Genomic DNA, 18916 nt, shown 5'->3' with positions numbered 1-18916 from the left:
GTTTGAATTAATTGCCTAATAGGGTTTTCGCCATGACCGACGATATCGACCAAGTGCTGATCACGGCATTGATGGAAGACTCACGCCGCTCGCTCAAGGCTCTGGCGCAAATCAGCGGCCTGTCTTCGCCCAGCGTCGCCGAGCGTTTGCGTCGCCTCGAAGAGCGTGGCGTACTCAAGGGTTACACCGTCGAGATCGACCCCAAATGCTTTGGCTATCAACTCCAGGCCATCGTCCGTATTCGTCCGCTGCCAGGCCAGTTGCAGGAAGTGGAACGACAGATCCAGGCCATTCCCGAGTTTACCGAGTGTGACAAAGTCACCGGCGACGACTGTTTCATCGCACGCCTGCATGTGCGTTCGATGGAACAACTGGACACCCTGCTCGACCGCCTCAACACCCACGCCGAAACCAACACTGCAATCGTCAAGAAAACCCCGGTCAAGCGCCGCTTGCCACCGATGGCATGACCCTTTACTCAAATCCCAGGCAAGAAAAAACCCGCCGAAGCGGGTTTTTTCCTCAAGGCTGACGATTAGTCATCGCGGCTCATGATGCCGAACAGCTGCAACAAGCTGATGAACAGGTTGTAGATCGATACATACAGGCTGATGGTCGCCATGATGTAGTTACGCTCGCCGCCGTGAATGATGGCGCTGGTCTGGAACAGAATGCAGACCGAGGAGAACAGCACGAAACCTGCGCTGATCGCCAGTTGCAGACCGCTGATCTGGAAGAACAGGCTCGCCAGCGTCGCACCCAGCAGCACGAAGAAGCCTGCAGTGATGAAACCACCCAGGAAACTCATGTCCTTGCGGGTAATCAGCACATAAGCCGACAGACCGCCGAACACCAGCGCAGTCATCGCGAAGGCCGAACTGACCACCTCGGCGCCGCCCTGCATACCCAGGTAACGGTTGAGGATCGGGCCGAGCAGGAAACCCATGAAACCGGTCAGGGCAAATGCCGACACCAGGCCCCAGGCCGAATCACGGAGTTTGTTGGTAAGGAAGAAAAGGCCATAGAAACCGATCAGCACCACGAAAACGTTCGGGTAGCCGACACGCATCTGCTGAGCGACAAACGCCATCACGCCGCTGAATGCGAGGGTGAGAGCGAGTAAGCCGTAAGTGTTGCGCAGGACGCGGCTAACCTCTAGCTGCTCAGCCTGCACGCTGTTATTAACTGCGTAATCCTGTTCGCGCATGGCGACACTCCTGTTGGTTTGAAACGTTCAGTCGCAAAGATCATAACAGACGCTCTGTAACAAGCTATGCAGAGAGTTTGACAGTGTGTTTCATTCAGGTATTATGGCGCCCGCAACGCAAACGGAGGTGTGGCCGAGTGGTTTAAGGCAACGGTCTTGAAAACCGTCGACTGTAACAGGTCCATGAGTTCGAATCCCATCGCCTCCGCCATATTTGTACCGACAAAGCCCTGATTAGTCAGGGCTTTGTCGTTTCTGGGGTTTGGTGAGCGGTTGAGCGGCCTAGGTGGTCGTTTCCGCATCTTTTCGGCTATTTCCGCAACCCCCGCGCAGAAATCACTTGAAACAACTGGCTTTCGAGCCCCTCCCCCGGCGTCCTGCCGATCGTTAAACATCCTTCATGTAACGCGATTCTGCGCTTGGGAGAACTCACGAAACGGGATCGGCTTCGCACCGCTCAGGTAGGCATAGTTCGGATCGTTCTTGTTCCAGCAGCTGAACTGGTACGGCTTCTGGCACACGCCAGAGTAGCCCTCCCGTGGCCACCACAGCCAAACTGGTTGCGCTTGCGCGCAACGCGCCATGCCTGGCGCACCAATAAAAAACCCGCCGGAGCGGGTTCATAAGAGTTGAAACTATCAGATGGGACCGTACTGCTTTTGCAAGGCATCCAATCGTGCCTGCTCATTCTCACTAAGGCCGCCAGCATCAAAAAGTACCTTGCCGTCCGGACCATCAAGTCTGTAGACCTCGACGGTGAAAATTGCTCCTGCTGGAGCTTCAATCTTGCCCCACTTACCGAACTTATTGGGCAAGAGCTGCCAAGTAGCTCCCTCACCGGCCTCCAAGCCACCGCTAATATCGTAGTTAAACGCGTCAACAAACCATGGAATGGCTCTTTCAGGACTGGCAATAGTTCCCTTGAAGTAAGCGCGGGAAATCGGGTGGGAAGTACCGTTCTGAACAGTTAACTCGATAACAGGCTGAGGTACTTTGGAGTATTTTTCAGCCTGCTCCAGAAGTCTTGATCTCGACACGGCGAACTTTGTCAGTTCAACTTTGGCGGTCTCAGCGGATGCTACTCTGGACTGTAGCTCCTTGATCTCCAGCAAAGCCTGCTCTTTTTGCTTCCTCTCTCTTTCAGCACGAATGTTTGTCGCCATCGTGTTCACTTCGGCAGCGGTCTTCCCATCCAAGCTTAAATTGTTGTCCTGCTGCGCTCCCACAAGCGATGTTTTCCCAATATTCAGACTGCTCAACGCTACAAGCATCAGGTCGGCAGCGAACTGTTTCTTTTCATCAGGAGAAAGCCTTTCGGCTACTTTTTTTGAGGATTCTTGTAAGGTCGCCTCGGTTGTAGCATCCAGTTTTGGGTCCCCGCATCCAGCAATCAATGCTGCCGCCAGTCCGATAAGCAACATCCGTTTCATCCGTTTCCCTCCAAAAAAAAACGAATTTTAGCAAATGGCCATAATCGCGTCGCCTTCAACAGATTTACTTATGATCCTACGGGAAGCGATCGGACATAAGTGAGAGCGCTTCAGCCTCCATGACGCGCAGATCGTGGAAGATTGCAGTCCTATCTTTTACCGGAACGCCGGAAAGATCGAATCCAATCCGAACTACCAGACCGCCCAAGGCAAGATCACCATCAACTACTGGGACAGCAGCTGGAATGCCTACTGGGGCGGCATGGGGCCCCGCACCGTTGCCGAGTTCGTCGCCGACTGTGACTGGCTGACCCGACCTCCATCAGCCGGCCCACCGCCCGGGCATGACCAGGCGGATCGAAATCAGAAGTCCATTTATTCCAAAGCCATCGATTTCCTGGAACGACTCGGCAAGCTGTCAGATCGCTCTTTAGTGGCACGATGCAACAAAGAAACATTGTAATCGTAGGTCGATATCAACGGCATTGGCCCCTCGTTCCGAGCCATCCCTAGCCATTGCCTTGTTCGTTCAACGTCAAAGAATTCGTTCTTGAACTTCATCTTCGCAACAAGGTTCGCTGAGACCCTAAAGTGTCCACATCCGGCCGAGCATTTGACCTCGGACCAGCATCCAGCCATGTGAACAATTTTAGAAGCAGCCTGGCAAATTAAGCATTGCATGTCCGATCTCCATTTCGATGACTTACCTACTGTAGCCGAACATCGGCCAAGGCTCCCCCAATGCCCACGGAAAATCTTAAGGTCTATCAAGCCGGAGAAGGTGCCGAAGGCCAACAGTAATAACCTTCGCCACCAGCATCGCCCAAGCTCGCCTGTCAGTCGCCCCCCACGTTACCTATCCGTTAAGGCCGGTGAGGGCTGGCTTTGCGGTCCCGGCTGTAATGGTCATTCCCCCTGTAGGTCTGGGGGGAGCCTTGGGAACTGGTTTTTTGGCCGGCACCTGTGCGGGCTCAGGCGTCAGGCCTTCATTTTTGGTGCCAGTCGTCACTGTTGGTCGGCCTGGCGGTCGCAGGAATACTAACCTTTTAAGGTAAGGCCTGAATGTGTCGTGGTGGACCGGCCTCCGAGTTGCTCCCGGCCCACCGCAGTACTCGATAGGAGGAATGAAAAATGGCCAATTTCGAGAAGAAAATGCCGGTGCAGACCGACGATGAAAAAACCAATCAGCAACCGATGGCTACATCAGACCCTTGGCGTCATCTGGAAAAACTGCGCCAGCAGGTCGATCACCTGTTCGAAGACTTCAATCGTGGCTCAGGGTTAATGCCTTTCCGGCGAGGGCTGTTCGATGTCGAACCGTTCTGGAGTCGGGAATTTATCGGCCGCAGCCTGCCTGCGGTGGACATTACCGAGAAAGATGAAAGCTTCGAAATCACGGCCGAACTGCCAGGCATGGATCAGGAAAATATCGACATCAAATTGTCCAACGGCAATTTGATCATCAAGGGTGAAAAGAAAGAGGACAAGGAAGAAAAAAGAAAAGGCTATCACGTGTCAGAGCGTCACTATGGCACCTTCGAGCGGGCGTTCAGCCTGCCAAAAGGTGTCGATACCGACAAGATCGAAGCAAATTTCAGCAAAGGCGTGCTGAGTATTTCACTGCCGAAAAAGCCCGAAGGCATGAACGCGGACAAAAAGGTGCAAATCAAATCCAGCTGAATCCGAGACAGCCCTTCACGCCAAAAAAGCCCTTTGTCGGGAAGCCGGCACGGGGCTTTTTTGACGTGGTCTAAAAGTAACCGGGCGGGCGCGGTTAATGCCAGGCGGCGCGGCTCGTTTTGAACGACCCTGCGTTCTCATGCTGATGCTGAGCCAAGGCCATGAAAAAGAATGACCAGTGGAATCTGTCCTACTTCGCGATCGCTTTTATCGTGCTGAGTCTCATGCAGATATTCTTTGGCGAGCGCCAGGCGGTGCAGCCCCTCCCGTACAGCCAGTTTCTGCAATTGTTGAACGAGCAAAAAGTCAGTGATTTGCACGTCGATAAAGACCAGATCAGCGGCAAGTTGCAAGAGCCCATCAACGGACACGATCGATTCTCCACCGTGCGGGTGGATCCGGCGCTGGCGACAGAACTCTCTCAATCGGGCGTCAGTTTTACCGGAATCACCGAAAACACCTTTATGAACAGCCTGTTGGGCTGGCTGTTGCCGTTTGTCCTGATTATGGTCTTCTGGAATTTCCTGTTTCGCGGGATGGTGGACAAACAAGGCCTTGGCGGTTTGATGAATGTCGGCAAATCCCGGGCCAGGGTGTTTGTCGAACGCGACACCGGAGTGACCTTCACCGATGTCGCCGGCATCGACGAAGCCAAGGCCGAGCTGGTGGAAATCGTCTCGTTTCTCAAGGACACGGCCCGATACGAACGCCTGGGCGCACACATTCCCAAGGGCACCTTGCTGGTCGGCCCGCCCGGCACCGGCAAGACGCTGGTGGCCAAAGCCATCGCCGGTGAAGCCGGTGTGCCGTTTTTCTCGATCTCCGGCTCCGAGTTCGTCGAGATGTTCGTCGGGGTCGGTGCAGCACGGGTCCGCGACCTCTTCGAACAGGCACGGCAGGCAGCGCCCTGCATCATCTTCATCGATGAACTCGATGCGCTGGGCAAGATGCGCGGCGTCGGTACGCTGGGCGGCAATGACGAAAAAGAACAGACCCTCAACCAGTTACTGGCCGAGCTGGATGGCTTCGATCCCCGCGAGGGCGTGGTGTTGCTGGCCGCGACCAACCGCCCGGAGGTCCTCGACCCGGCGTTGTTGCGGGCCGGGCGCTTCGATCGGCAGATTCTGATCGACCGCCCCGACCGCAAAGGTCGGGAAGCAATCCTCAAAGTTCATCTCAAGAAAGTCACCGTGGAGCCAGGGCTCGATGGCGTACGTATCGCCGAGATCACCACCGGTTTCACCGGCGCCGACCTGGCCAATCTGGTTAACGAAGCGGCCATCGTCGCCACCCGACGCGGCGCCGAGGCGGTCAGCCTGAACGATTTCACCGCAGCGGTAGAGCGCCTCATCGCGGGGCTCGAGCGCAAGAGCAGCCTGCTCGATCCCGACGAGCGTCGGGTGGTGGCCTATCACGAAATGGGGCATGCCCTGGCCGCCAGCACGCTGCCGGCGATGGACCCGGTGCATAAAGTATCGATCGTGCCCCGCGCCATCGGCTCGCTCGGCTATACCCTGCAACGACCGACCGAGGATCACTTCCTGATCAGTTGCCAGACGCTCAAGGACCGGATTGTCGTGCTAATGGCCGGGCGTGCAGCCGAAGACCTGATCTATGGCCAGATCTCCACCGGTGCCGCCGATGATCTTGTCCGCGCGACCGATATCGCCCGGCAACTGATCACCCGGTTCGGCATGAGCGCCGAACTTGGACAATCGGTGCTGGAGCGGCAAAACGCAACGTACCTGGGAGACCGCATGGCCACGGTGGGCGAGAAGGATTATTCGGAGCAGACCGCCCGCGAAATCGACCTGGGTATCCGCGCCCTGCTCGATGAAGCCTACCAACGGGCCAAGGCATTGCTGGAGAGTCGTCGGGCCGACCTGGATGAGGGGGCCCGCCTGTTGCTGGAAAAGGAAACCCTCACGCCGGAGGAATTCCCACCTCTACTACCCTGTGCAGCAAAGCGCGACGGGCCTGATTGAGACGATAGCGGCGCTGATAGCGCATTCGGTGATTTTTTCAACGGTGTCCGCCAACAACGCTAGGCTTACAAACAATGTGGTGATTATCGCCATTTTGCAGGGAGCGCAAAAATGGAAATCATTACACCGTCGGCAAATCCTCTCTCTCAAGATGGCCCAGAGAGGAATGCCGCAATGAAGCTTTCCAATCATTACAAATGGACTGCCTTGGGCGCCATTGCGCTGACCCTTTTCAGCGTACTTGTATTTTTGCTGATCAAATCCTATTCCTATGACACATCGACCTACTTCGAGTCGCGCGACTTCGTTCGCCAACTCAAGCAGTTCGATGCCAATTGGAACGTGAAGATTCTGAGAGCAAAAATTGGTATGAACAACAATCTGCTTCTGGTGGCGCCTCCTGAAGCAGAGCAACGATGGCAGCATCTCGATGACCTTAACGCTGTCGGCCCGCTTTCGACCCTTTGGCAATCCCGACGCCAGGGTTATCTGGATGCGTTGGAAAACAAAACCCTATTGGTCGAGCAATTCAAACAGCACAACACGGTGTTGCGAACTTCACTGGATGCCCTGCCTGAACAAGAAGATGACATTCAGGCATTACTGGACAATAACAACATCCAGGATTTAACCACCCAATCAAACGTATTCGATCTCATGTTGGCAACCGTCGAGTACGCCCTCTATGTATCCCATGACAAAGCCGACGAGATCGCCCATCAACTGAACGAACTCAACGAATACATCAATCAAATGCCATTTGATCGGCGCCAGCCTTTTACTGCATTTGTCGAGCATGTAAACGCCATCGTTCGAGAGCAGCCCATTGTCAATGACCTGCTTGATCGCATCAGTGTGATTCCGGTCGCACAGCAACTGGACAGCATCAACGAATTATTGAACGAGACACAACGGCGCACTGGCGCGACAGACCACCAATATCACCTTTATCTCGGAATATGCGCCGGCATCATGGCGTTGCTGTTGTTGTACCTGGCGGCCCGGCTGGTTCGCAGTTATGCCGTGATCAACAAGATGAACAACGAGTTACAAACGGCAAACGAGCGGTTGGAGCAACGCGTCGAGGAACGCACCCGCGAGTTGATCGAAGCCGAGCGCGAACTGGTCGATGCCGCGCGAATGGCCGGCATGGCAGAGATCGCAACCAATGTGTTGCATAACGTCGGCAATGTGCTGAACAGCGTTAACGTCTCGGCAGAATTGATCACGCGCAAATTAGCGGTCAGCAAAACCCTGGGCCTGGGTAAAGCGGTAAATATGATGAACGAGCATGCCGAAGACCTGGGGCAATTCATGACCTTCGATGAAAAAGGCAAACTGCTGCGCGGTTACCTCAATCAACTGGTCGACTCCATCGCGACTGAGCAATCGAGCATCGTTGAGGAACTGTCACAACTCACCAAAAGCATCGATCACATCAAGGACATCGTTTCCACTCAGCAGGCTTATGCCGGCGCCGCCAGGCTGGTCGAGCCGTTGAACGTCGTCGATCTGTTCGAGGATGCGTTACGCATGAATTCCGGTGCGTTGAGTCGCCACCATGTCGTCGTCAGCAAGGACTACCGGGACACGCCGACGATCATCGGCGACAAACACCGACTACTGTTGATCCTGATCAACCTGATCAGCAATGCCAAATATGCAATGTCCAAGGTCAGCGATCATCAGCGCCATATGACGCTGGGCGTCAAGATTGTCGATAACGCAACACTGCGCCTCAGCGTAGAAGATCAGGGCGAAGGGATCGCTGCCGAGAACATCACCCGCATCTTTAATCACGGTTTCACCACGCGCAAGGAAGGCCACGGTTTTGGCCTGCACAGTTGTGCGCTCGCTGCGGTAGAGATGAACGGGCATCTTCGCGTGCATAGCGATGGACCAGGCCACGGAGCGGTTTTCACGCTGGAGATTCCGCTGGAGACGGCGCATGCATTGCCGACCGCCGGAATCACGACACAACATGACACTCAAGCAACCACCTCACAACGATAGCAATCCACTGTACAACCCATACGCTGCCAACCCGGCCCCGGCGATGACGCAGGCAAAAATCCCTTTCTCGATAGGCGAGAACAAAGGCTCACCCTGCTCATGTTTTGCCTTGGCAAATAAAATCACGCCGGGCGCATACAACAATGCCGAGAGCAGCAAATACTTCACCCCGCCGGCATACAACAGCCACACCGCGTAACAAAGTGCGATCCCGCCAATCATCAGGTCTTTGGTGCGCTCGGCCGATGCGTGTTCGTAAGTTTCGCCGCGTCCGCTCAACAGCACTGCATAGGCCGCCGACCACAGATACGGCACCAGAATCATCGAGGAAGCGAGGTAGATCAGACTGGTGTAGGTGCCGGCGGAGAACAGCGTAATCAGCAGGAAAATCTGGATCATTACATTGGTCAGCCACAAGGCGTTGACCGGTACATGGTTGGCGTTTTCCTTTTTCAGGAAGGCCGGCATGGTCTTGTCCTTGGCCGTGGCAAAGAGGATTTCAGCACAGAGCAACGCCCATGACAGCAACGCACCCAACAGCGAAATCGCCAAACCGACGCTGATCAACAGTGCCCCCCAATGACCGACGATATGCTCCATCACCGTCGCCAGTGACGGGTTCTGCAGTTTGGCCAATTCGGGCTGGCTCAAGACTCCCAGGGACAGCACGTTAACCAACACCAGCAGCGCCAACACCCCGAGGAAACCGATGACTGTCGCTCGGCCTACGTCCGAACGCTTCTCCGCCCGGGCCGAATACACACTGGCGCCTTCGATGCCGATGAAGACGAAGACCGTCACCAGCATCATGTTGCGCACCTGATCCATCACACCGCCAAAATTCGGATTGCTGTGCCCCCAGATATCCCGGGTAAAGATGTCGGCCTTGAACGCCACGGCAGCGATGACGATAAACATGATCAACGGCACGATCTTGGCGACGGTTGTCAGTTGATTGATGAATGCGGCTTCCTTGATTCCGCGCATCACCAGAAAATGCACCGCCCACAGAAGGACAGAGGCGCAGCCGATGGCGATCGGCGTGTTGCCTTGGCCAAAGACCGGAAAAAAATAACCCAGCGTGCTGAACAGCAACACGAAGTAACCGACATTGCCTAGCCAGGCGCTGATCCAGTAACCCCAGGCAGACGAGAAGCCCATGTAATCGCCAAAACCGGCCTTGGCGTAGGCGTACACCCCGGAGTCCAGCTCGGGTTTGCGATTGGCCAGCGTCTGAAAGACGAAGGCCAGGGTCAGCATGCCAACGGCCGTAATGGCCCAGCCGATCAATATCGCGCCGGCATCGGCTTTCTCGGCCATATTCTGCGGCAGGGAAAAGATCCCGCCGCCAATCATCGACCCCACCACTAAGGCAATCAGTGCATTCAAACGGAGTTTTTGCGTCGGCTGGGACATTTTTTGCGCCTCACTTTAATCGCGAGAACTTTCATAGTCGATATTAACCGACCAACAAAGCGTAATAGTGGTTACCCATTAACGCCAGGCAATGGTTTTTTATAACTTATCGCAATGAAAGCACGTGGCAAAATAGCGATTTAATCCACAATTGTTAACACTTAATCTGGCATTCCTAAAATATAAAATTAAATTTGCCAAAACCCTGAAACCAACTAGCGTCAAGTCACCATTTATTTTTTTCTGCCTGCTTTAAAACGCTTATAGCAACAACATCTAGCACAGCCTTACAACGATAAGTCTTTAAATAACAACAAACTATGAGAATGCATTAAACCCACGTAAACATTGGCTAACGAAACTAAGTGTTGTCTCTCCCCAGAAATGGAGTCATGCAATGTCTGAATCCCCCGGAAAACTGAAACTCGGCGCTCTGGTTGCTTTGGTCGTCGGCTCAATGATCGGTGGCGGGATCTTTTCCCTGCCGCAGAACATGGCCGCCAGTGCTGACGTCGGCGCCGTTCTGATCGGTTGGGCCATCACGGCCGTCGGCATGCTGACCCTGGCCTTCGTCTTCCAGACCCTGGCCAACCGCAAGCCGGATCTGGACGGCGGTGTTTACGCCTACGCCAAGGCGGGTTTCGGCGACTACATGGGTTTCTCGTCTGCCTGGGGATACTGGATCAGTGCCTGGCTGGGGAACGTCGGCTACTTTGTTTTGCTGTTCAGCACCCTCGGTTACTTCTTCCCGATCTTCGGTGAAGGCAACACGGTGGCGGCGATAATCGGTGCGTCGGTGCTGCTCTGGGCCGTGCACTTTCTCGTGCTGCGCGGGATCAAGGAAGCCGCATTCATCAACCTGGTGACCACGGTCGCCAAGGTCGTGCCGCTGTTGCTGTTCGTCCTGATCGCAATCTTCGCCTTCAAACTGGATATCTTCACCGCCGATATCTGGGGCCTCAAGAACCCGGACCTGGGCAGTGTGATGAACCAGGTGCGCAAGATGATGCTCGTCACCGTCTGGGTGTTCATCGGCATCGAAGGCGCGAGCATCTTCTCGGCCCGGGCGGAAAAACGCAGCGACGTCGGTAAAGCCACCGTGATCGGTTTCATCACCGTGCTGCTGTTCCTGGTGCTGGTGAATGTTCTGTCGCTGGGCATCATGACCCAACCAGAGCTGGCCAAGCTGCAGAACCCGTCGATGGCCGCAGTACTGAAACACGTGGTCGGCGAGTGGGGCGCGCTACTGATCAGTGTCGGCCTGATCATCTCGTTGCTCGGAGCGCTGCTTTCATGGGTGCTGCTGTGTGCAGAAATCATGTTCGCCGCCGCCAGGGACCACACCATGCCGGCCTTCCTGCGCAAGGAAAATGCCAACCAGGTGCCGGTCAACGCCTTGTGGCTGACCAACGCGATGGTGCAACTGTTCCTGATCATCACGCTGTTCTCGGCCAGTACCTACCTGTCGCTGATCTACCTCGCCACCTCGATGATTCTGGTGCCGTACCTGTGGTCGGCGGCCTATGCGCTGCTGCTGGCGATCCGCGGTGAGAGCTATGAAAACGCTCTGGCCGAACGCAGGAAAGACCTGTTCATCGGCGCCATTGCGGTGATTTATGCGATCTGGCTGATTTATGCCGGTGGCGTCAAATACCTGCTGCTCTCCGCCCTGCTCTACGCCCCCGGCGTCATTCTGTTCGCCAAGGCTAAACTTGAAGTCAATAAACCGGTTTTCACCAACGTCGAGAAGTTGATTTTCGCAGCAGTCGTCGTGGGCGCCCTGGTCGCAGCCTACGGGCTGTATGACGGCTTCCTGACCCTGTAACACCTCATTTGGAGGATTACTGTAATGACCACCGAAAAAGTTAAGTACGGCGTCCATTCCGAAGCCGGCAAACTGCGTAAAGTCATGGTTTGCTCTCCAGGCCTGGCTCACCAGCGGCTGACCCCGAACAACTGTGACGAACTGCTGTTTGACGATGTGCTGTGGGTCGCCCAAGCCAAGCGCGACCATTTCGACTTCGTCACCAAAATGCGCGAGCGCGGCGTCGACGTGCTGGAAATGCACAACCTGCTGACCGATATCGTCGCCATCCCGCAAGCGTTGGACTGGATTCTGGAACGCAAGATCACCGCCGACTCGGTTGGGTTGGGATTGATCAACGAAACCGGTTCCTGGCTGCGCAGCCTCGAGCCGCGCAAGATTGCCGAGTTCCTGATTGGTGGCGTGTCCGCGGATGACCTGCCAACCAGTTTCGGTGGCAAGACCATCGAAATGTTCCGCGATTTCCTCGGCCACTCCAGCTTCATTCTGCCGCCACTGCCCAACACCCAGTTCACCCGCGATACCACCTGCTGGATTTACGGTGGTGTGACGCTGAACCCGATGTACTGGCCGGCCCGCCGTCAGGAAACCCTGCTGGCGACTGCCATCTACAAGTTCCATCCGCAGTTCACCAGCGCCGACTTCCAGATATGGTATGGCGATCCGGACAAGGAGCACGGCAGTTCCACCCTCGAAGGGGGTGACGTCATGCCGATTGGTAACGGTGTGGTCTTGATCGGTATGGGCGAACGCTCGTCTCGCCAGGCTATCGGCCAACTGGCAGTCAATTTGTTCAAGAACAAAGCCGTCGAGAAAGTGATTGTCGCCGGCCTGCCGAAATCCCGTGCGGCGATGCACCTGGACACGGTGTTCAGTTTCTGCGATCGCGATGTGGTGACCATCTTCCCGGAAGTGGTGAACCAGATTGTGGCCTTCACCCTTCGCCCCGACGAAAGCAAACCGGGGAACATCGACATCCGTCGCGAAGAGACCAACTTCCTCGACACCGTGGCCAAGGCCCTCAACCTCAAAGCGCTGCGCGTCGTCGAAACCGGCGGCAACAGCTTCGCCGCCGAACGCGAACAGTGGGATGACGGCAACAACGTGGTCGCTGTGGAGCCGGGCGTGGTCATTGGTTACGACCGCAACACCTACACCAATACGCTGCTGCGCAAGGCCGGTGTGGAAGTCATCACCATCAGCGCCGGCGAATTGGGTCGCGGCAGAGGCGGCGGCCACTGCATGACGTGCCCGATCATTCGCGACCCTATCGACTATTAATTTGCCCACCTCGGCCTGCGCTTATAAAGCACAGGCGTTGGGATAACCGACATCCAAGGAGATCCAAAATGGCCTTTAATATTCACAACCGTAATTTGTTGAGCCTGGAGCATCACACCCCTCGCGAATTACGTTATCTGCTGGACTTGTCTCGCGACCTCAAGCGCGCCAAGTACACCGGCACCGAGCAGCAACACCTCAAAGGCAACAACATCGCGCTGATCTTCGAAAAAACCTCGACCCGGACCCGTTGCGCTTTCGAAGTGGCAGCCTATGACCAAGGCGCGAATGTCACCTACATCGACCCGAACTCTTCGCAAATCGGCCACAAGGAAAGCATGAAGGACACCGCCCGCGTATTGGGTCGCATGTACGACGCCATCGAATACCGTGGCTTCAAGCAGGAAATCGTCGAAGAACTGGCCAAGTTCGCCGGCGTGCCCGTGTTCAACGGTCTGACCGATGAGTACCACCCGACGCAAATGATTGCCGACGTGCTGACGATGCGTGAAAACGCCGACAAGCCGATTCATGAGATCAGTTACGCCTATTTGGGCGACGCCCGTAACAACATGGGCAACTCGCTGCTGCTGATCGGCGCCAAGCTCGGCATGGACGTGCGCATTTGCGCTCCGAAAGCCCTGTGGCCGGCGGACGATCTGGTCGCGCGTTGCAAAAAATACGGTGAAGAAAGCGGCGCTCGCATCACCCTGACCGAAGACCCGAAAGCCGCAGTCAAAGGCGTGGATTTCATCCACACCGATGTCTGGGTGTCGATGGGGGAACCCGTTGAAGCCTGGGCTGAACGCATCAAGCAACTGTTGCCATACCAGGTCAACGCGCAACTGATGAAAGCCACTGGCAATCCGCGCACCAAGTTCATGCACTGCCTGCCGGCGTTCCATAACAGCGATACCAAGATCGGCAAACAGATCGCCGAGCAATATCCGGACCTGAGCAATGGCATTGAAGTCACTGACGACGTGTTCGAGTCGCCAGCCTGCATCGCCTTCGAGCAAGCGGAAAACCGCATGCACACCATCAAGGCGATTCTGGTGTCGACTCTGGCTGACCTTTAACAACCGATCACGATTGCATGATCGATCACTGACCTGTAGGAGCTGCCGGAGGCTGCGATCTTTTGATCTTTGAAGATCAATAGCAAGATCAAAAGATCGCAGCCTCCGGCAGCTCCTACCCAAAAAGGACTGCATTATGCGTATCGTCGTTGCTCTGGGCGGTAACGCCCTGCTCCGCCGTGGTGAACCCATGACGTCGGACAATCAGCGCGCCAACATCCGGATCGCCACCGAACAGATCGCCAAGGTTCATCCTGGCAATCAACTGGTCATTGCCCATGGCAATGGTCCTCAGGTCGGGCTACTGTCGCTGCAAGCCGCGGCCTACACCTCGGTTTCGCCGTATCCGCTGGACGTGCTGGGTGCCGAAACCGAAGGCATGATCGGCTATATCATCGAACAGGAACTGGGCAACCTGCTGGACTTCGAAGTGCCCTTTGCCACCCTGCTCACTCAAGTCGAAGTCGATGCCAATGACCCGGCGTTCCAGAACCCCACCAAACCCATCGGCCCGGTCTACACCAAGGCTGAGGCGGAAAAACTCGCAGCTGAAAAAGGCTGGGCGATAGCCCCGGATGGTGACAAGTTCCGTCGCGTAGTCGCCAGCCCAAGACCCAAACGTATTTTTGAAATTCGCCCGATCAAGTGGCTGCTGGAAAAAGACAGCATTGTCATTTGCGCGGGGGGTGGCGGCATCCCGACGATGTACGGCGCCAGCGGCAAACTGCAGGGCGTGGAAGCGGTGATCGACAAAGACCTGTGCTCGGCGCTGTTGGCTGAACAGCTGGAAAGCGATCTGCTGGTGATCGCCACCGACGTCAATGCCGCCTACATCGATTTCGGCAAACCCACCCAGAAAGCCATCGCTCAGGCTCACCCCGACGAAATGGAAAAACTCGGCTTTGCGGCTGGGTCCATGGGGCCGAAAGTCCAGGCCGCCTGCGAGTTCGCCCGCCATACCGGCAAAGTCGCGGTGATCGGTTCACTCTCGGACATCGAGGCCATCGTTCAGGGCACGGCTGGCACCCGTATCAGCACCCAGGAACCTGGCATTACTTATTTGTGAGGAGAAACGACAATGGCGACGTTCGACCCCGGGCATCTGCACTTCGAGCGCCATGCGCTGAACAAGAGCGATGTCAGCTACAACCTGCACCTCGACTATGAAGTGTTCAAGGATCCCAAGGAAGGCAAAGGGATGCAGTTCACCTTGCACGGTTCGATCCAAGGCAAGGACATGCAGGAAAAGTTCTTCCTTCCCAAGGATCAAGCCTACAACTTTGCCAGGAATGTCACGAAAATCCTTGAAAAGTACGGTATCCCCAAAGTCCACAGCAGCATTGGGTCAAATCACAAATTCTACGACTTGATGTTCGAAGACATGAGGGAGCAACTGGATATGAAATCGGGCGACCCGGTCAAACCAGAACATCTGGAGTAATCCGGGCGAGCTTTTTCTATCGTTATCAGTGGGGCGGCCAGGACAACGCGTGCAGCTGCGTGTCCTGGCCGCGCAAATCCCTGACGGACATCCGCAAGGCTTCAGCCCAATTCACTTTCCCGGATGAGCTTCTTGTTAATCTTCCCGACGCTGGTTTTAGGGATTTCGGCGACGAACTTGAACTGCTTGGGGATAGCCCATTTGTTGATGCGGCCACGCTCGACAAACCCATGCAGGTGCGTCTCCAGGATCTTGCGATCGAGATACTGCCCGGGCTCGCACACCACCAGCGCCATCGGCCGTTCGCCCCATTGCTCATCGGCGATGCCCACGACCGCGACCGACATGACGGCCGAGTGTTCGCTGATCAGGCTCTCCAGTTCCAGGGAGCTGATCCACTCCCCGCCCGTCTTGATCACATCCTTGATGCGATCCTTGATTTCCACTCCACCCAACGCGTCGATAGAGGCCATGTCGCCGGTGTGCAACCAGCCGTTGTGCCACAACTCGGCGCCCTTTTCGGGCTCCTTCAAATAGCCTTGGGTCAGCCAGGGCGCGCGCACCACGATCTCGCCCAGGGACTCGCCGTCATGAGCAACGTCATTGCCACTGGCGTCGATGATTTTCAGGTCGACCATCGGCACCGGCGTGCCCGTCTTGATGCGGGTGGCCAGTTGGGCTTGCGTGGATTGAGCGAGGTCTTCGTCACGCAGGTAAGTCAGGCACAGCAATGGGCAGGTTTCCGACATGCCGTAACCGCTGTGCACCTGAATCCCTTTGGCGCTCGCTTCGCTGGCAACACCTAATGTCAGCGCGCTGCCGCCCAGGAGCATTTTCCAGCCATCAAAACGGGTCTGTGCCGCTTCCTCGCAGTTCAGGATCATTTGCAGAATGGTCGGCACGCAGTGGGAAAAAGTGACCTTCTCCTCTCGATACAATCTGACCAGGCTGTTGGGCTCGTAGCGACCGGGGTACACCTGTTTGATCCCCATCAGGGTGGCGACATAAGGCACACCCCAGGCATGCACGTGAAACATCGGTGTGATCGGCATGTAGACATCATCGGAACGCAGCAGCGGCAACCCCTGATAGACGCCCAAAGTGCCCACGGCATTCAAGGTGTGCAGGACCAATTGGCGGTGGGTGAAATACACGCCTTTTGGGTCGCCAGTGGTGCCCGTGGTGTAGAAAAGGGTCGCGACGGAGTTTTCATCGAAATCGGGAAAGTCGTACTGATCTGCCGACCCGGCCAACAGGTTTTCATATTCCCCCAGTACCGGTAGCGACGTGTGAGTGGCTGTGTCGTCCGTGAGCTGCAAGTAACCTTTGACGGTTTTCAGCTGCCCGTGAATCTGTTCTACCAAAGGCAGGAAATCATCATGTACCAGCACCAGGTCGTCCTCGGCATGGTTCATGGTGTAGAGCACCTGATCCGGCGAAAGACGGATGTTCACGGTATGCAGCACCGCGCCGATCATCGGTACGGCAAAGAAGCATTCCAGGTAGCGATGGCTGTCCCAGTCAAGCAGGGCCACCGTGTCCCCGGCCTTGACGCCGGCAGCGGTCAAGGCGTTCGCCAGTCGGCGGATCCGCTGGTTGAGGGTCTGGTAGCTGTAGCGCAGTTTGTCGGCATACACGATTTCCCGACCCGGCTCGTAGCGCACGCCAGACAGCAGCAATTGCTTGATCAGCAAGGGATAGGCATAGGCGCCGTCGGCGGGCGGAATTATTTTTGTCGCCATCATGGTTGTGGTTCCCGGTCCTTTTTACGTGGGCTCAGAACTGCTCTGCATCCAATTGATAAAGGCATTCGCTGCCCGCCTTGGCCGATGCGCTCAACGAATGGATACGCGGCAGCAGACGGGCGAAGTAGAAGCGCGCGGTGGCCAGTTTGCTGGCGTAGAAATCGTCTTTGGAATGCGTGCTCATGGCCGCCTTGGCCATTCGCGCCCACATGTAGGCGTACGCGGTGTAGCCGAACACGTGCAGGTACTCGACCGAAGCCGCACCGATTTCATTCGGGTTGTTCTGGGCTCGGTCCAGCAGCCAGGCAGTCAGTTCGTCGAGGGTGTCGACGGCGGCGTTCAACGGTTTGGTGAACTCACCGAGGTCAGCGCAGGCATTGGCGGTAAAGTTGCGGATTTCCGAAGCGAACAGCCGGTACAGCGCCCCGCCGCTGCCGACGATTTTGCGCCCGGCCAGGTCCAGTGACTGGATGCCGTTGGTGCCTTCGTAGATCTGGGTGATGCGCACGTCGCGAACCAATTGTTCCTGGCCCCATTCGCGGATGTAACCGTGGCCGCCGAAGACCTGCTGGCCATGCACCGTGGTTTCCAGCCCCATGTCGGTGAGGAACGCCTTGGCCACCGGGGTCAGCAGCGACACCAGTTCCTGAGCGCGGCTGCGGGTTGCCGCGTCATCGCTGTACTTGACGGTATCCAGTTGCAGGGCCACGTAGCTGGAAAACGCCCGCCCGCCTTCGTTCAAGGCTTTCATGGTCAACAGCATCCGCCGTACATCCGGGTGCACGATGATCGGATCGGCGGCTTTGTCCTTGTTCTGCGCGCCCGTCGGCGAACGACTTTGCAGACGGTCACGGGCGTATTCGACGGCGTTCTGGTACGAACGCTCACCCAACGCCAGGCCCTGGATACCCACGCCCAGACGTTCGTAGTTCATCATGGTGAACATCGCCGCCAGGCCCTTGTTCGGCGCATCGATGATCCAGCCGGTCGCCTCGTCAAAGTTCATCACGCACGTAGCGGAGGCCTTGATACCCATCTTGTGCTCGATGGAACCGCAGGACAGCGAGTTGCGTTCACCCAGCGAGCCATCGGCATTGACCAGCACCTTGGGCACCAGAAACAGCGAAATCCCCTTGGGACCTGCCGGTGCATCCGGTAACCGGGCGAGCACCAAATGAATGATGTTTTCAGTCAGGTCGTGCTCGCCGCCGGTGATGAAAATCTTGCTGCCGCTGATCTTGAAACTGCCGTCGGCCTGAGGTTCGGCACGGGTGCGAATCAGGCCCAGGTCCGTGCCGGCATGCGCCTCGGTCAGGCACATTGAACCGGTCCAGGTGCCGGCGTACATGTTCGGCAGATAGCGTTCCTTGAGCTCCCGACTGGCGTGGGCATTGATCGATAGGCACGCGCCGGCGGTCAGCATCGGGTACAGGCCGAACGACAGGCTTGCCGAGTTGACCATCTCCTCGACCTGAGCCGAAATGGCCTTGGGCATGCCCATGCCACCGAATTGCGGATCACCGCCAACACCCACCCAACCGCCGTCGGCGAATGCCTGGTAGGCCGCGACAAAACCGTCCGGCGCCTGGACGGCGCCGTTGCTCCAGGTGCAGCCCTGCTCGTCGCTGCTGCGGTTCAGCGGTGCGATAACTTCACCACTGATTTTGCCGGCCTCTTCAAGGATCGCAGCGGCTGTTTCTTCATCGATCACCTCGGCCAGGCCAGGCAATTGGGCCCATAAGCTGGACACCTTGAAGACTTCGTTGAGCACGAAGCGCATATCGCGCAAAGGAGCTTTGTAATCAGACATGGTT

At 56.4% G+C, this 18916-nt stretch carries 15 protein-coding genes, 1 tRNA gene and 1 pseudogene; 11 read left to right on the top strand and 6 right to left on the bottom strand.

Features of this window, described 5'->3' with window-relative positions:
• Positions 1–32 precede the first annotated feature (32 nt).
• Complete coding sequence (locus tag PMI27_RS25765; protein WP_008155029.1) at positions 33–470, top strand: Lrp/AsnC family transcriptional regulator; 438 nt, start codon at positions 33–35, stop codon at positions 468–470.
• Between the two features lie 65 nt (positions 471–535).
• Here the strand turns inward: PMI27_RS25765 and PMI27_RS25770 are convergent, their stop codons facing one another.
• Positions 536–1207 (bottom strand): Bax inhibitor-1/YccA family protein, encoded by a 672-nt coding sequence (locus PMI27_RS25770; RefSeq protein WP_008155030.1) that lies wholly within the window; start codon positions 1205–1207, stop codon positions 536–538.
• 123 nt (positions 1208–1330) lie between these two features.
• Between PMI27_RS25770 and PMI27_RS0229095 the strand changes: the two genes are divergently transcribed.
• Positions 1331–1418: transfer RNA gene (locus tag PMI27_RS0229095), tRNA-Ser, on the top strand.
• Between the two features lie 202 nt (positions 1419–1620).
• Here PMI27_RS0229095 and PMI27_RS32000 read toward each other — a convergent pair.
• Both PMI27_RS32000 and PMI27_RS25775 read right to left on the bottom strand, forming a co-directional pair.
• Positions 1621–1746 (bottom strand): annotated as a pseudogene (locus tag PMI27_RS32000) (cell wall hydrolase); the annotation flags it as partial.
• Positions 1747–1845: 99 nt separating this feature from the next.
• Positions 1846–2637, bottom strand: coding sequence for a DUF6694 family lipoprotein (locus tag PMI27_RS25775; protein ID WP_008155031.1), 792 nt, complete (start codon positions 2635–2637; stop codon positions 1846–1848).
• 133 nt (positions 2638–2770) lie between these two features.
• On the opposite strand from PMI27_RS25775, the gene PMI27_RS0229085 reads away from it, so the two are divergent.
• The 4 genes from PMI27_RS0229085 to PMI27_RS25790 all read left to right on the top strand — a co-directional run bounded on the left by PMI27_RS0229085 (position 2771) and on the right by PMI27_RS25790 (position 8315).
• Complete coding sequence (locus PMI27_RS0229085; RefSeq protein ID WP_033053020.1) at positions 2771–3100, top strand: hypothetical protein; 330 nt, start codon at positions 2771–2773, stop codon at positions 3098–3100.
• Positions 3101–3768: 668 nt separating this feature from the next.
• The gene (locus tag PMI27_RS25780) at positions 3769–4317 is read left to right on the top strand and encodes an Hsp20/alpha crystallin family protein (RefSeq protein WP_008155033.1); all 549 of its coding nucleotides are present in this window, start codon (positions 3769–3771) and stop codon (positions 4315–4317) included.
• Between the two features lie 161 nt (positions 4318–4478).
• A complete protein-coding gene (gene ftsH, locus PMI27_RS25785) occupies positions 4479–6302 on the top strand; it encodes an ATP-dependent zinc metalloprotease FtsH (protein ID WP_008155035.1) in 1824 nt (607 codons plus the stop codon).
• Positions 6303–6476: 174 nt separating this feature from the next.
• The gene (locus tag PMI27_RS25790; protein ID WP_008155037.1) at positions 6477–8315 is read left to right on the top strand and encodes a DAHL domain-containing protein; all 1839 of its coding nucleotides are present in this window, start codon (positions 6477–6479) and stop codon (positions 8313–8315) included.
• Here PMI27_RS25790 and arcD (PMI27_RS25795) read toward each other — a convergent pair.
• Positions 8304–9731: an arginine-ornithine antiporter gene (gene arcD / locus PMI27_RS25795; protein WP_008155038.1), complete on the bottom strand. Its 1428-nt coding sequence runs from the start codon at positions 9729–9731 to the stop codon at positions 8304–8306. The genes PMI27_RS25790 and arcD (PMI27_RS25795) overlap by 12 nt on opposite strands.
• 397 nt (positions 9732–10128) lie before the next feature.
• Here arcD (PMI27_RS25795) and arcD (PMI27_RS25800) point away from each other — a divergent pair, with 397 nt between their 5' ends.
• The 5 genes from arcD (PMI27_RS25800) (at position 10129) to PMI27_RS25820 (ending at position 15357) form a co-directional block, all read left to right on the top strand.
• Positions 10129–11556 carry an arginine-ornithine antiporter gene (gene arcD, locus PMI27_RS25800; RefSeq protein ID WP_008155040.1) on the top strand — a complete coding sequence of 476 codons (1428 nt, stop codon included), beginning with the start codon at positions 10129–10131 and terminating at the stop codon, positions 11554–11556.
• Positions 11557–11580: 24 nt separating this feature from the next.
• Positions 11581–12837: an arginine deiminase gene (gene arcA, locus PMI27_RS25805; protein WP_008155042.1), complete on the top strand. Its 1257-nt coding sequence runs from the start codon at positions 11581–11583 to the stop codon at positions 12835–12837.
• Positions 12838–12905: 68 nt separating this feature from the next.
• Positions 12906–13916, top strand: a complete 1011-nt coding sequence (locus tag PMI27_RS25810) for an ornithine carbamoyltransferase (protein ID WP_008155043.1) — start codon at positions 12906–12908, stop codon at positions 13914–13916.
• A gap of 136 nt (positions 13917–14052) precedes the next feature.
• Positions 14053–14982: a carbamate kinase gene (gene arcC, locus PMI27_RS25815; protein ID WP_008155046.1), complete on the top strand. Its 930-nt coding sequence runs from the start codon at positions 14053–14055 to the stop codon at positions 14980–14982.
• A gap of 12 nt (positions 14983–14994) precedes the next feature.
• A complete protein-coding gene (locus tag PMI27_RS25820) occupies positions 14995–15357 on the top strand; it encodes a DUF5064 family protein (protein WP_008155049.1) in 363 nt (120 codons plus the stop codon).
• 101 nt (positions 15358–15458) lie between these two features.
• On the opposite strand, the gene PMI27_RS25825 is transcribed toward PMI27_RS25820, so the two are convergent.
• Positions 15459–17102 carry a fatty acid--CoA ligase gene (locus PMI27_RS25825; protein WP_008155055.1) on the bottom strand — a complete coding sequence of 548 codons (1644 nt, stop codon included), beginning with the start codon at positions 17100–17102 and terminating at the stop codon, positions 15459–15461.
• Between the two features lie 31 nt (positions 17103–17133).
• Complete coding sequence (locus tag PMI27_RS25830; protein WP_008155056.1) at positions 17134–18912, bottom strand: acyl-CoA dehydrogenase C-terminal domain-containing protein; 1779 nt, start codon at positions 18910–18912, stop codon at positions 17134–17136.
• Positions 18913–18916: the final 4 nt, after the last annotated feature.

The sequence above is a fragment of the Pseudomonas sp. GM41(2012) genome (assembly GCF_000282315.2).
In the GTDB taxonomy this organism is placed as follows: domain Bacteria; phylum Pseudomonadota; class Gammaproteobacteria; order Pseudomonadales; family Pseudomonadaceae; genus Aquipseudomonas.
The sequence above is the reverse complement of the archived record's forward strand: the minus strand, read 5'-3'. Positions and strand labels throughout refer to the sequence as shown.